Annotated in this window: 13 protein-coding genes; 2 read left to right on the top strand and 11 right to left on the bottom strand. The window is 42.8% G+C overall.

What is annotated here, in order from left to right; all coding sequences use genetic code 11:
- Window positions 1-8: 8 nt before the first annotated feature.
- The 8 genes from FPZ44_RS02055 to FPZ44_RS02020 form a co-directional block, all read right to left on the bottom strand.
- A complete protein-coding gene (locus FPZ44_RS02055; RefSeq protein WP_144986927.1) occupies window positions 9-1,055 on the bottom strand; it encodes a pilus assembly protein in 1,047 nt (348 codons plus the stop codon).
- Window positions 1,012-3,294: a TadE/TadG family type IV pilus assembly protein gene (locus FPZ44_RS02050; RefSeq protein WP_144986925.1), complete on the bottom strand. Its 2,283-nt coding sequence runs from the start codon at window positions 3,292-3,294 to the stop codon at window positions 1,012-1,014. Before FPZ44_RS02050 ends, FPZ44_RS02055 begins: the two co-directional genes overlap by 44 nt.
- A gap of 89 nt (window positions 3,295-3,383) precedes the next feature.
- On the bottom strand, window positions 3,384-4,064 hold the full coding sequence (locus FPZ44_RS02045) for a TadE family protein (protein WP_144986923.1): 681 nt from the start codon (window positions 4,062-4,064) through the stop codon (window positions 3,384-3,386).
- Window positions 4,065-4,068: 4 nt separating this feature from the next.
- Window positions 4,069-4,260, bottom strand: coding sequence for a Flp1 family type IVb pilin (locus FPZ44_RS02040; protein WP_261378173.1), 192 nt, complete (start codon window positions 4,258-4,260; stop codon window positions 4,069-4,071).
- A 45-nt stretch (window positions 4,261-4,305) separates the two neighbouring features.
- A complete protein-coding gene (locus FPZ44_RS02035) occupies window positions 4,306-5,184 on the bottom strand; it encodes a type II secretion system F family protein (protein WP_144986921.1) in 879 nt (292 codons plus the stop codon).
- Window positions 5,185-5,217: 33 nt separating this feature from the next.
- Window positions 5,218-6,015, bottom strand: a complete 798-nt coding sequence (locus FPZ44_RS02030; protein WP_261378172.1) for a type II secretion system F family protein — start codon at window positions 6,013-6,015, stop codon at window positions 5,218-5,220.
- Entirely contained in the window at window positions 6,012-7,196 is a 1,185-nt protein-coding gene (locus FPZ44_RS02025) for a CpaF family protein (RefSeq protein WP_144991633.1), read from the bottom strand. The genes FPZ44_RS02030 and FPZ44_RS02025 overlap by 4 nt, the downstream gene beginning before the upstream one ends.
- A gap of 149 nt (window positions 7,197-7,345) precedes the next feature.
- The gene (locus tag FPZ44_RS02020) at window positions 7,346-8,554 is read right to left on the bottom strand and encodes a P-loop NTPase family protein (RefSeq protein ID WP_144986919.1); all 1,209 of its coding nucleotides are present in this window, start codon (window positions 8,552-8,554) and stop codon (window positions 7,346-7,348) included.
- A gap of 287 nt (window positions 8,555-8,841) precedes the next feature.
- On the opposite strand from FPZ44_RS02020, the gene FPZ44_RS02015 reads away from it, so the two are divergent.
- The gene (locus FPZ44_RS02015; protein ID WP_144986917.1) at window positions 8,842-9,690 is read left to right on the top strand and encodes a thermonuclease family protein; all 849 of its coding nucleotides are present in this window, start codon (window positions 8,842-8,844) and stop codon (window positions 9,688-9,690) included.
- Between the two features lie 204 nt (window positions 9,691-9,894).
- Here the strand turns inward: FPZ44_RS02015 and FPZ44_RS02010 are convergent, their stop codons facing one another.
- Window positions 9,895-10,437, bottom strand: a complete 543-nt coding sequence (locus FPZ44_RS02010) for a helix-turn-helix domain-containing protein (protein ID WP_144986915.1) — start codon at window positions 10,435-10,437, stop codon at window positions 9,895-9,897.
- A gap of 229 nt (window positions 10,438-10,666) precedes the next feature.
- Between FPZ44_RS02010 and FPZ44_RS02005 the strand changes: the two genes are divergently transcribed.
- Window positions 10,667-11,077, top strand: coding sequence for a DoxX family protein (locus tag FPZ44_RS02005; RefSeq protein ID WP_144986914.1), 411 nt, complete (start codon window positions 10,667-10,669; stop codon window positions 11,075-11,077).
- Between the two features lie 169 nt (window positions 11,078-11,246).
- Here the strand turns inward: FPZ44_RS02005 and FPZ44_RS02000 are convergent, their stop codons facing one another.
- Both FPZ44_RS02000 and FPZ44_RS01995 read right to left on the bottom strand, forming a co-directional pair.
- Complete coding sequence (locus FPZ44_RS02000) at window positions 11,247-13,160, bottom strand: FtsX-like permease family protein (protein WP_144986912.1); 1,914 nt, start codon at window positions 13,158-13,160, stop codon at window positions 11,247-11,249.
- Window positions 13,135-13,911 carry an ABC transporter ATP-binding protein gene (locus FPZ44_RS01995; protein ID WP_144986910.1) on the bottom strand — a complete coding sequence of 259 codons (777 nt, stop codon included), beginning with the start codon at window positions 13,909-13,911 and terminating at the stop codon, window positions 13,135-13,137. Before FPZ44_RS01995 ends, FPZ44_RS02000 begins: the two co-directional genes overlap by 26 nt.
- Window positions 13,912-13,926: the final 15 nt, after the last annotated feature.

The following is a 13,926-nucleotide window of genomic DNA, read 5'->3' as shown; positions in this document are numbered from 1 at the left end:
CTATCACCTCACTTTACTTTTTTCTCAACATCAAACATCATCGTACTAGAACGCCCATCAGCAGTTCGAACTTCCAGCTGCCAAGTTCCCGGCTTGGTATTCCCTGATATATGCCAAGTCCAACTAACATTGCCGTTGGCATCAGCTTCGGCCCAACCGACATGCTTAGCTTCGCTTGTTCCGCTCTTCCAATAAACAATAAGCTCTACCCGCTCATTCGGCTCAACTTTGGCATCTAGGTTTGCTTTCCCACCTGGGTGAAGCGGCTGCGGAGATAACGTTCCCAATTGAGGTGGTGGTTTATCTTGTGCTGATCCAGATTGTCCATTATTTAAGTTGGGAGGAGGACCATCCCCAATCCATACTCGCTCAGACGCTCGCGCAGTTAATGTAACTTTCTGCATCGTAAAAGGTACCCTCATCGGTAAATCATATTCGATTTGCAGTGAAATAAAGGGAGACTGTTTGCTCTTGATGTCGGGGAACTTCAAATGCGTTACTCTTATTCGGTCAGCGGTCAGCACATGTTGAATGCCGTATCTCGCCAAGAGCGGTTGAAACATCGCCTTCCCAGCAGGTGCTTGTATTTGTTCGCCTAGGTTATGAACCTGACTGCCCACCCACTCCTTACCGGAGCTCATCCAACTAGAGACAGGCTCAGGCAGCGATGCTCCAAATGTATTTACAAATTCAGTAATAAGAAGCTGAGCATTAGCAATTGGAGGTTTGGACATAACTCTTCCGATTGGCCCCATCTCCCATACAGGCGGAATCGCTTCTGCTGCTAATGCTACCGGATACATATGTGTCGCTACCTGCTTCACGCTATTCGTTGCTGCGGATTGTAAAGCCGTGGAAATGACAGCGGCCTGTATCATATAAATAAAGAAAAGAAATAACAGCAATACCATAGGCAGTAGCAACGCTGCTTCAACAATAATGCTTCCGTTCTCATTTGCACGTGATAGTAGTCGTCGTTTCGGGTAAAGGGATCGTACTTGCAGTCGATGACTAATAAGAAAATACAGATGTTTTACTACTCTCGTACTTTCCATTAACAACCTGCCCTCCTAACATCCCACTATGCCCTAGAAGCTTCATCAGCCCTGGCAAAAACCATAATTTCATCTTCGTCCTCAATTGAGTCTCTGCATAAGTTCCGCTTGTTGTAGGATCTGTACCTGTGTTGTAGTGAATAAGCCCCAGCATACGTAGCATCATATCTTCCCTATCCCCATGTGCCATCATAAAAATCCGTAAATGATCCGAATAAGTAAGCTTTATATTTGGCGTATATTTAGAAAGTGGGATTTGGTTCACAGTCACTAACAACTGCATATCTAAAATTGCTTGTGTAATACCATACAATAAAGCTGCAGCAGTAATGAGCAGCGGGTGAACAAGATGCCTATTTTCTACAAAGCCCTCCATCGTTCGAATAGCTAAGCGAGTAGCAAATATCTCACCATAGGCAGCTGCAATATTGCTAAAATGATGATCGAATCCATATAGGATATATTCCAGCTCTTGATTGTGAACGCCTAACGATTCGACCACGCTATTCGGTATATTTACTCCTGAAGTCATAATCGACTGCAGCTTGGTAGGATCATAGGAAGTAAAATACAAAAACGCATATTCATTGCGATACATTCGATCTCTACTACTTGCTAAAATATCACCCATGCCGTTAAACAACGTCGTCATAAAACTCATAGATTCTGAACTCGCCTCACTAGCATCCTTGCTATGTTTAGGAATTCCAGCTTGCTTCATTGCCTCAGACGCATTGAATTGGCGTACGGCTTCAACTTTCTTTCGAACATCAGTAAAGCCTTCTTTGTTCGCTTCCATCTGGTTACCCAAGTTGGTAAAACTGGACAATAAAGCGGCTGCCTCCATCATCTTCTGATCCGCCGCTTTTTTGGTACGTGCGATTTCACTGTCTTTCGCTTTAAGTTCTGCCAACTCTGCTGCACGTTTATCAACCAAATTAGACAGGGCCACGTAGTCTTTATCGTATTGCTTCCATTGCTGAGCCATATTGAACACCGATTGAGCAAGAGGAAGCTTAGTGCCTCCCCCACCTAATGATTGTCCAACTAAGGAAGAGTAGCCTTTAATGCGATCATCCAAATTACTAACTTGTGTCTTTTGCTGAATAAGTTCACGATCATATTCAATAAAGAACTGATCTCTCATGACGAGTTGATCCGCCGATTGTCTAATTTGATTAAGAACTTCTGCCTGAGAGGTGGTACTTCCCGGTTGAGTAGGAACATTTGCACCTCCAACTTGACTATAACCGGGGGGAGGAGAATTAAGCCGAGCTTGAAGTACAATTGTGCTCATCTGACTATTAATCGACCTTGCTTCCTCCAAATTCTTAATGGAGCGATTAACAAAGGATTGGTGCCTGTTTTTCATGTACTCTGACATTTGCTTTAGTTCAAGTGTGGTCGCTTTTGCATCATCTTCATAATCTTTGGTTTCACTCTGATGCTGTTTATTCTTATCTTCAACCAATTGATCAGAGGTATATTTTTTAACATAATCGTTATATTGCATTGCAATATCTGCTGCCGTATTTATAGTCCCAATTGGATTATCAAAGATATGTTGAGGATTATAGAACGCTTGAATTCCGTCAATAATTTTTGTATCTAGCTGCGCATCCGAAAACGCAACACGGGCGTATTTTTGATCTCGAATGACTTCATCCAATAAATGATTACGCTTAGTGTACATTTTCTCTAATTTTTGCATTAGGTCCATTACTTGCGAAGCCTCACCCATAGCATTCGCCATCGGCTTCATCCTCCCAAATATTTCGTATCCGAGCTGAACAGGAGCTTTATATTTCATGTCTTCCATGATTTGATGCTCAAACTCTTCCAAATGCCCAAGCGGACGAGTCACTCCTGTAGAATGACTGTCCACCTCAAGCTGCACCCATGAAAAAGAATTTTGAGATTGCTTAGGTACATGTTGACGAAGAACTTCCTCTACGATCAACGCAGGTTCAGTCTCACCATACGCAAACAATCCATAGCGCTGCTGCAAAACAGGATCAAAAGCCGACATAACCGAGCGGGCTGCGGATTGAGCAATTACTTCTGAACGCCATTCCATCGCTGCAATACGTGCATAGTCTATAAATACCGTCATGACCGTGAATATGACCATAACGATAAATATTAAAAATATAGACACTGCTCCCTTCTGTCGCTTCCAAAACCGCCTTCCTAGTATGCAAAGTTTGCGTACTTGTTTCGCTGCAATTGTACCGTTCATTAACATTGCCCCCTACTCATCCGTTCAACAAATAGAACCCCTATCAAGAATCAAGCACGTTATCACATTTGAAATTAAAATAGTTTCCTTTACGGTGCAGAAGCTCTCTGCACTAGAGAACCCGCTTCTCTTGGAGTTGCCCCAAGAGTTCCGCTCATTTCCGTAAGTTTGACTTGCATATACCTAACAAATTGCACCGTGCGAATAAATTCTGCAGGTTCAACAACAGCTGTTACTGCCGTTCCATCAACCTCAACACGTTTCCCGGACAGACGTTCTAACACATTATCGTTAATGGGCTCTTGCAAATAAGTTGTTACTGTTCGTTCTATTAAGCTATTTCCATATTCCATGCTTCCTTTGTAGGAACTAGGAATTTGTCCAGCGCTTAGCCCTAGCTTCTTCTCAGGCAAGCTACCAGAGGAGCCAGTACTCGGCAATACAATGGAGAAGGCGCTATTCGCGCCGCCTCCTTGAAATACACGGTCGATTAACTTGTCATCGAACGCTCGCCAATACAATTTATCGTAGGTATGCTGTGGAAACATACCTGTTATTGGATGCTTGTTACTATTACTCCAAATAACTCCCGCACGCTCCGAGCTGAGTACGGCACCATGTGCAGTTATGGCCTTTAGGTAAATCATAATTCCTAGAAATAACATGATTAACGTGCACAACAGTATGATAGGAAAAACAATCGAAGCCTCTATCATAATAGCCGCCCCGTCTTCGCGTGATAGCCAACGCCATTTCCTAAATACCCTCATCCCATTAAGGTCCCATCAGGTTCGTCGTCTTTTGCTCAGCGCCCCCTATAATTTTCTTAATAAAGCCAGAAATCTGCTCTCTAAATAAAAGCGCCAAGAAGACAACAACTGCAATAATAACGACTAACTCTACCATTCCTAATCCATCTTCTTCTTTCCAGAAACGTTTCCATTGTGATTTCATTACTTGCAACATATAAATCTCTCCTTTTCATTTTCAAATGGTAAGATACATAGTCAGTTAACCCATCATCATAAGTGCAGGTCCACCGACAACAGCTAGCACAACAAGGAACATCAGCATCATCGGAAATATAAGCTTTGTTGATGCCTCTTCTCCTCTTTTGCGCGCAACAGACTTACGTTTATCCCACAACTGCCTGCCCAAATCCTCCATCGCCAATACGAATGATGAACCACCTCGCTTCTGATTCATCAAAATCGTCGTCGTAAACATAGCAGCCTCTTGAACCGCGCAACGCTTTGAAAATTGCTCTAATGCTTGTGCAAATGAATAACCGTTCTGTACATCCTTCAACATGCGATTCAGTTCAATGTACAGCGGATGACTCAAGTGCTCACCCTTACGTTGAACACATATAGAAAGTGCCTTTTGGACCGTTTCACCTGCTTGCACGAGCAAGCTCAATTTGCTAAGCAGTTCTGGCAGTTCCATCTGTATGTCTTGTTGTTTTTGTACAGACTTGTTTATCATTTCTTTCGACTTCACCAACGGAAGAATGAGTACCAGCATCAATGCGCCCGCAAAATTTACTGGACTGCCATCGGTTATTGCAGGCAAAAGTAATGCTGTCATAGTGCCTATATATGCAATAAGCATTACCTCACCTACGAAAAGACGATACCGAACATAAAAAGCTTGCGGACCGTACAGTTGAAAGATAGCCTGCCTGAGAGAGACGAAAATCGGATGTGTATCCAAAGTTCGTTGAAACTTGCCTGTCAAATGTAAAGCGAACGGCAAGCACGACGTGAGTTTATTAGATGGATCTGCCTGACTAATAATTTCGTTATGCTTCCCTTTTGCTTGCATATGGCCAGCAATAAAGATGACCAGCATCACAGCAAATGCTGCAAACCATAGCCATTGTCCCAACATCCAAAATCACCGTCCTACTCGGTAACGAACGAGTTATACTCGAATGTTCATCATTTTCTTAAGAAGCCATATTCCTATAAAGAGCAAAGCTAATGAGACCGTTGCAAGAATTCTTCCTCCGCCTTCATATAAAGGAGCCATAAAATCTGGTGAGCTAAAGTTAATAAATCCAATAAAGAAAAAAGGTGCCACCATCATCGCTTTCATTTCTAGCCGTTTTTGAGCTATGAGCACCTCAATCTCTTGTACAATATCCATCTTCTCGCTTATAACGGTAGATGTTCTTCGTACCACTTCAACAAGGTCACCGCCCAATCGCTTGCAAGTCACGATAACATCGACAAAGTTCGAAATATCATCCTGATTAGCACGTTGGCTAAAATCCATCATGGCCTTTTCCATAGGCACCCCATTTTCCATTCTAGCTCGTATAATGCGAAGTTCCCGCATCATATCAACTTCGACACCTGGATACAGCATCTTTAAATCATGCGATGCTTCTTTCAGAGCATTTTCGATCGATCTTCCCGCAGACAGTGAAGAAGAGATAGAATGAAGCGCCTGCTTAAACTGAAGTGTCAATTGTGCCCGGCGACGTTCAATGAGTCCACGACATCGAATTCGAGGGTAATATAAACCAAGAGCACCAAAAATGATGATCCCTATTACATGCTGATAAAATAAATAGCCTACAAATGACATACAACCTATACCTATAACAAGTCCAAAAGCATATTCTCCAACAGATTGCTGGTATACCGTGTAATCTGGTAAGCCTTGTTCCTTCTGTTTTTTCATAGAAAAACGTTTCTTGGGTTCGCTTTGCATCATCCCCCCTCCTCATTAGGGCAACGTAATCCAGCCATTTGCAGCTTCCAGCGTTCTTGCAAAGTCCCCTTGCAAGCTAATTTGCCATGCACAACTCCATCTACTTCGCCTTCCTCATCAAATACGTATAGCGGAAAGAGCACAATCTCACCTCCTTCCATACCGATCACCTCCGCAATTTCAAGCACTTTACGCGATCCATCTCGAATACGAGCAAGATGAACGACAATATCAAGGGCTGATGCAATTTGCTGTCTTATAACAGGTAAAGGAAGGCTCGCCCCACTCAGCACCATCGTTTCCAAACGGCTCATCATATCGCGTGCACTATTCGCATGGCCAGTCGATAGACTACCGTCGTGGCCTGTATTCATGGCTTGCAGCATATCAAGGGCTTCAGCGCCTCGGACCTCACCGACAACAACTCGATTGGGCCGCATCCGTAATGAAGCTCGAATAAGATCTCGCATCGGAATAGCGCCTTTTCCCTCGGTATTGGCATTTCGTGTCTCCAAACCAACTAGATTCGGCACTGTTATAATTTGCAACTCTGCAGCATCTTCAATGGTAATAACCCGTTCACTTGAGGGAATATATTGCGACAGTGCATTTAAAAATGTCGTCTTGCCCGAACCCGTTCCTCCGCTAATAAAAATGTTGTACTTTGCCTGGATGAGTGTCTTGAGAAGCTCTGAAGCTTCCTCTGTAATAGCACCCCGCCTTACTAAATCGTCCATCGTCATAGGCTGAGTAGGAAATTTACGAATCGTGACGGTTGGACCTTTGAGTGCTATTGGTGGGAGTACAACATGCACCCGCGATCCATCCGATAAGCGCGCGTCCACAATCGGTGAAGATTCATTTACGACGCGATTAACTTGAGAGACGATCGCTTGAATAATGTCTTCAAGTTTCTCGCGGTTCTCAAACTTCATCTCCAACTGTTCCATTCTTCCATCTCGCTCAATAAATATTTCCTTGTGACCATTAATCATAATTTCTGTTACTGAAGGATCATCCACTAACGGTTGCAATGCGTCTAGCCCACGAAAGCTGTGAAAAACACGCATCACAATCGAATTCATTTCTTGAGAGGTAAGTCGCTTCATCTCAGGGAGTGTAAATAGTACCTGCTCGATTCGAACCTGTAATTGATCATCTTCGAGCTCTTCATCCCACTCCATCTGCTCTCGAACCCGTTCACGAACTATGGCATACAAATGCTCCGCATCACGCAGCTCTTCAACTTGTTCAGATCCATCACGATCACCAGCAATCTCTGCTGCCTCATGGTGCTCATCTCGCTTAGGGCGGAAAGGAAAAGATATACGACTCATATGGCATTCGTCCATCCGCGCCTCGAGAGCCAAGGCAGATGAGTATGAATCAATTCTTCCAAAGCAGCTTGGTACACAGCTGAACTAAACCACTGCTCAGGGCGATGTAACTGTTTCCACTGTGGAATGTAAGGCAAATAGCAATCAACTGAGAGGTCATTACGCTGCCATCGATTAAGCATCACACCCATATACCGATTAACAATGATCTTCCCCTTCATAAGCAATTGCTCATAACAAGAAGGGGCCTCTGATTGCCAGTAATTAAAGCAACGCTCCATTTTATTCATTTGCACCATATCATCAGCGATAACCCACAGTAGCTGATCACTAATCTGAATTGCTGCTTTATTGCGTGTAAGATTCGCATCAACATCTAGTACAATGATGTCGTATCGCTTCGAGCTCTTGAGCCAATGAATTACTTGCTCAATACGCTCACCTGTCAATGCATCCAATTCGGCCTGTGGAATATTAGCCTCGAATGTATCCGCCCGCAAAATGGGAATAGAAACTGTATAGGTGGACGGATCCAGGTCAGATGTACGCATTCGCTGCAAACTGTACAACAGCTGGGAAAAACTATTAGTAGGAAAAGAAATAGGATTCTTGTCTGATGAGAGAGTAAACAAATCCCATTCAGCATGAGCTGACAAGCTCCAATAAAACACTTTGTTACCCATTTCTGCTGCATAGTGAGCAATCTGAAAAGCCAATGTCGTCTTACCAATTCCACCACCACTAGAGCAAATCGTTACAACTCTGCAAGCACCGCTCGACGAAATGCGTTGTCCTTGATTGATATCCTGACTGTCGCTGCTATACCGGGATCCACCTTCATATGCCGCCGACCCTTGTCGCAGCCCTTGCTCGAACAGCTTATCCAGCGGTTGATAGGGTGTAGCTGACGAAACTCCCTCACGTTGTAGCAATGCAGGATCATCGGTCAGGACGAAAATGTTTAGTTTGGATAAAATGTGCGAGGTTTCCACGTCGGCTTCCAGTTGATTCAACCAATCGAGATCGACAACAAACAATCTGCATTCTGGCTGAAGCTTCACATATTGCCAGAGTGTGTCCCATTGAGAAAATACTCGCAACTGCAGTACTTCGCTATATTTGCTATGCTTCCAATAATCGATCAATCGTTCTACCAACTGCTTGTCTGGAAGTGCTACAACCCAATCTTGCTTCAATCGACGCATCGTATCCGCCGCCTTTCCTTAATACTAGTAATCTATTTCCGCTCAACCTTGCCACGTCATTTAGCCATAGACACCAAAGAACACAAAAAAACCGCCACAAAGCATCGCAAATGCAATACCTCGTGACGGTTCTTCCGTTCACCATTTGAAGTTGAAATAACCATATCATATATGGCTAATATTAACAAGGTTTTTTATGTAAATAAACCGCACTTAAAGCATCTCTACATTTGTTGCATTCCTCCTCCCCAATCGGCATACTAGTACGAGAAGGAGCGATACACATCATGATTAAACAACCGAACAATGAAACAACTGCATTATCCAAGCCCTACATAACCAGATTAAACAATCGAAAGCACCTTTTTCTTGGATTGGTCATTTTCGTTTGTATTATGCTTGTCACACAAGGATGCAGCACCAATGCAGGCACAGCATCCAATGATGCTTTCCACAAGAGCATCATTGCTCAGTATCCTGAGCTGAGCAATCAACCTTTTACGAAGACAAAAGTAAAACGCATCGTGGATGGCGATACATTTGTCACAAATGAGGGAGATAAAGTAAGACTTATCGGGGTTAATACGCCTGAGACACACGGCAAAGTACAGTATTATGGCCAAGAAGCGAAGGAATATACGGATAAGCAATTAACAGGGAGCACCGTCTACATGTTCCAAGATGCCGGTAACACAGACAAGTACGGCAGACTGCTTCGATACATTTTTATTGAAAACGATGACGAAATGTTCAATGAACGACTTATTCGTGAAGGTTATGCCAACACAATGACGATACCGCCTAATGTATTATACTCCAAAACATTTACAAAATTAGAACGTGAGGCAAGGAACAACAATCGGGGTTTATGGCAATCATCCAAGTCAAAGTCATCATCCGGACAACGATCCAAGAGCAAAGAAGCCAATTCACTGACTGATAACAATACAAATGAAAAAACTACTTCCGCTCAGGGCAATTGTCAGACTCCAACGATAAAAGGGAATATCAACAAAAATAAAGATAAAATTTATCACCTGCCAGATGGACGCTACTATGAGCAAACAAAGGCAGAAATGATGTTCTGCACGGTAGAAGACGCTGAAGCAGCAGGCTTCCGCGCTTCATCTAACTAGCCTTACAAGAATTGCAGCAATAAAATAGTAGCTATCTCAAACCCAAAAAACTCAAATGTTTCATCTTACAAAAAAAGACCTCTCCTTTTCTAGCAGTGTATAGTGTTACTAACCACTTCACTCTATGTAAGGAAGGTCTCTTTATATTTTATAACTAAAGGCACGGGTGATCCGCACACGCACAGCCCTACTTCTGCTCCCTAGCTACTGAATATCTTCAAAGCTAATATCTTTATACACAGAAATTAAGACGAGTGCCGATTCCTCACCTGTATTCGTCACTTTATGCGGAACACTCGCATTCCAGCTGAATGAATCTCCAGCCTCCAACACTTCCATATCCTCTGCCTGCTCGGCAACGATTTTGCCTTTCAAAACGAAATGACATTCTTCACCCGCGTGCATATTCGTTCCAGTCGTAGCGCCTGGCGGCACCTCGCAAATCATCATCCGCAGCCCGCCTTTTGCAGATAAATGCTCTACTTTCAAATTATCACTGCCTGATGTCGTCTGCTGACGCTCATCTTTGCGGACTACATGCATGCGCTGTTCATTTTTCAGCAGTAGGTAAGGGAGAGGCACATTCAAAAATGTTGCGATGCTCTCTAATGTTGCAATAGAAGGAGATGTTTTGTTGTTTTCTACATTACTTATAAATCCTTTTGATAATCCGGTACCTTCGCATAACTGAGAGATCGTAATCTTTCGCTGTTTCCGTATAGCTCGAATCGAAGCGCCAATATCCACTTTAATCTCCCCTTTTGTTCACTTCTAAAGATAATAGTTTCATTATACTAAAAAAATAATTGACTCAGCAAATTATCTTTGTTATGATTTGTTCACAATAGTGAATTATTATTTATATAACAAAACAAAAAGAGGTGTACAAATGGTTTTTGCCTATTTTTTTGCATAGAAGTTTTGTAATAACGAAATTATATCTACAACAATATAAACTTTGAGAGGATGAAATAAAATGAATGCTACAATAAGAATGAATGTGGTCGCAACAATTATGCGTGTAATTTTAGGAGTTATTTTTACGATGCACGGTCTTGATAAACTTCAAATGGGGCTAGGAAATACAGCTGGTTGGTTCGAGAGCATTGGCTTGCCGGGTACACTTGCTTATGTCGTCGCTCTTATCGAATTACTCGGTGGTATCGCGATGATCGTAGGTTTATTGACTCGATTTGTATCTATCGGTTACGCTGCAATCATGATCGGCGCTATTGTTACGGTTAAGCTTCCTGGTGGATTGATTGGACCTAATGGATACGAGTTAGATTTGGCATTGCTTGCTTTGGCAATTTACTTTATTTTTGCAGAACATATCGGTTACGGTGTAGATCAATTGTTGTTCCGCAAAAAGTCGACTCAAGAGTAAATTAAAATAACAGTGTAAAAAGGTTGAGTGAGAGAGCGAACATGACCATGCAATCATGTCACTCCCTAGGCTCAACCTTTTTGCCAACAAATAAAGCAAATACTACATCAGAAATCCAGAGCTAATCAGCCCTAATATATCTTGTACATCCAGCTCCCATACTCCCCATCTATCTCACTGCCTCACGTAAATGAATCATATAACGCCAGCGAATAACGAAGAAATAAACAATCTGTGCAATCGTGAATCCCGCCAACACTTTGACGGTCTGGCCGACGATAGATAGATTAATAATGCTTTGCAGCGCCGTAAACGCAAACGCACTATGGACAACAGCCACAATAATCGGAATAAAGAACAATAGCAGTAGTTGTGTCGTTGCAATTTTACTAAGCTCTCGATCGGTTAAACCAATCTTTCCAATAGCCTTGTAACGTTCCTTATCCTGCTCCAAGTCCGTGTACAGGCGGAAATATAAGAAGCTGCCTGACGCAATAAAGAATACCGCACCAACAAGTAGTGCCGAGAACATCATAATGCTGAACATTTGCCGCTGAACTGCAACAGATGCAGCTAACGAGCTGAATTCAAATGATATTTCTCTATTTCCAGATCCCATCGTACTTACAGCTTGATCATAATCTTGTTCAATCCCTGCGCCAACTCCAACTGTCTGCTCCCAATCTACCGTTTTGTAACCGTAAATGGTTTCTGGTTTCGCATGATTGGACAATTGCTTGTACATCTCATCCGTTACGATAAGCGCTTCTCCTAATAAGCCTTGATTCGTAATGGGTCCTTCCACTTTATCCGTTGTAGTCAGCTTAATTGAACTCACAGCTAAATACACCGTCTCTGATTCGAAAGGAAATTTAAAATGAATCGTGTCCTTCATATATGGAATGAGCAGCGCTTGTTCACCTGTAACCGATACAATCGGACGCTGTAAGTCAGCTGCAACTTTATTGTAAGTAGATTGTGCAAATACCGTCCATGGCAATCGACCTTCTTTTGCCTTCACCGTTAAAAATTCATAGTCAATCTTGTTATACTCGATCCCTTTCATTTTAAGCAAAGATTCAATCTCGGTAAGATGAGTCTGCTCCATCTGATTGCCCTTCTTGCTCACATAATTCAGATCGTAAACATGCGACTGCACTATCTCGTCTTCCATGACTCCAAACGAAGCCAATGTACCAACTGCGCAAAAAGCAACGGTAGACACAATACAGACCATAAAGAACATACGTGCATTATCCTTCATGCGATAGGCAAGATCAGAAATGGTCAGCATATTCGTTTTGCGTAGAAACAGCCGATCATTGCGCTTTAACAGATGAATAATGAACACACTTAACTGCGTGAACAAGAAATAGGAACCGATAATTGTCATCAAGACTACTGGCAGCATGAGAAAACCGATTGTAACCATGGTTGCCGTATAAGACAGTACATAAGAGGCAACAAGTAGTACCGCCGCCAATAAGGACAAGATCAGAGACGCCTTCGGCTCTGACCTAGGCTTGTTCGTCCCTTGAAGAAGTTGCTGAACTTTACTCTTCCTCACCATAAATTGAGTTAAAAATGATATTACGAAGAACAACACAACAAATGAACTAGCTGTCATGACTAACGCCGATATTGAAATATGATAAGGCAATTGAACCCCCATCGCACTTCCACCAATCACAAAGCCTGCTTTAGCGAGCAGCAATCCAGAGCCGATACCTGTTACAATTGCACCGAATCCGATAATCAAATTTTCTAAGAAAACAAGTCGATTCAGTTGACGCGGTGACATGCCATGTATCATCAGCACGCCAAATTCATGCTGTCTCGTCTTCAAAAATGCCCCTACGGAATAAAGGATAAAGAAGAATGAGAACACGTATACAATCCACTGTGCAATACTCATCGCCTGAACAGCCAACCGTTGCGTGATCCCTTCTTTCATTGCAGGATGCGAGGCAATAACGGAATAGATGAAGAAAATCATTACCGAAAAAGAGCTGCTCAAAAAATAAGCGGCATAGGTCCGTTTATTGCGAAACACATTATTAAACGCGAACTGTCGAAAATTCACGCTCGTCACCTCCAAGCGACGCTAACTCATCCATAATGTGCTGGAAAAATACATTCCGGTTGCCGCCCCCCGAAATCTCATTATAGAAGCTTCCATCCTTCATAAACACAACTCGATCACAGTAACTCGCTGCATAGGCATCATGGGTTACCATCATCATCGTCGTACCGTCCGTCTTGTTAATACTCTCTAGTGTTTCCATTACGTCGCGTGAAGCCTTGGAATCCAAGTTGCCTGTTGGCTCGTCTGCCAACAATAACCTCGGACGATGAATGATCGCACGAGCAATCGCTGTTCGCTGCATTTGGCCGCCTGATATTTCATAAGTACGCTTATCCAAAATAGAAGCAATACCTAGTCTTTCAGCAAGCGCTTGAGCATCCTGCTTCATTTTACGAATGCTCACACCTTCAAGCGTCAGCGGAAGCATCATATTTTCTCGAACCGTTAGCGTATGAAGCAAGTTAAAGTGTTGAAATACAAAACCGAGCTCACGACGCCGAAACACAGCTAATTTTTCTTTTTTAAGCTGGTGCGGATTCATACCATGAATAAGTACTTCTCCGCTAGTAGGAGAATCAATCGTAGAAATAATGTTGAGGAAGGTTGTTTTCCCTGAACCAGAAGGACCCATAATACCTACAAATTCTCCCTCTTTTATTGTTATATTTATGTTGCGCAGCACCTGCGTGGATACTCTGCCCTCATACGTTTTTTCGACATGCTTTACCGTTAATAGTTCGGATACCATCCGTAATCAACCCCT

It is taken from the genome of Paenibacillus agilis (assembly GCF_007786455.1).
In the GTDB taxonomy this organism is placed as follows: Bacteria; Bacillota; Bacilli; order Paenibacillales; family Paenibacillaceae; genus Paenibacillus_B; species Paenibacillus_B agilis.
The sequence above is the reverse complement of the archived record's forward strand: the minus strand, read 5'-3'. Positions and strand labels throughout refer to the sequence as shown.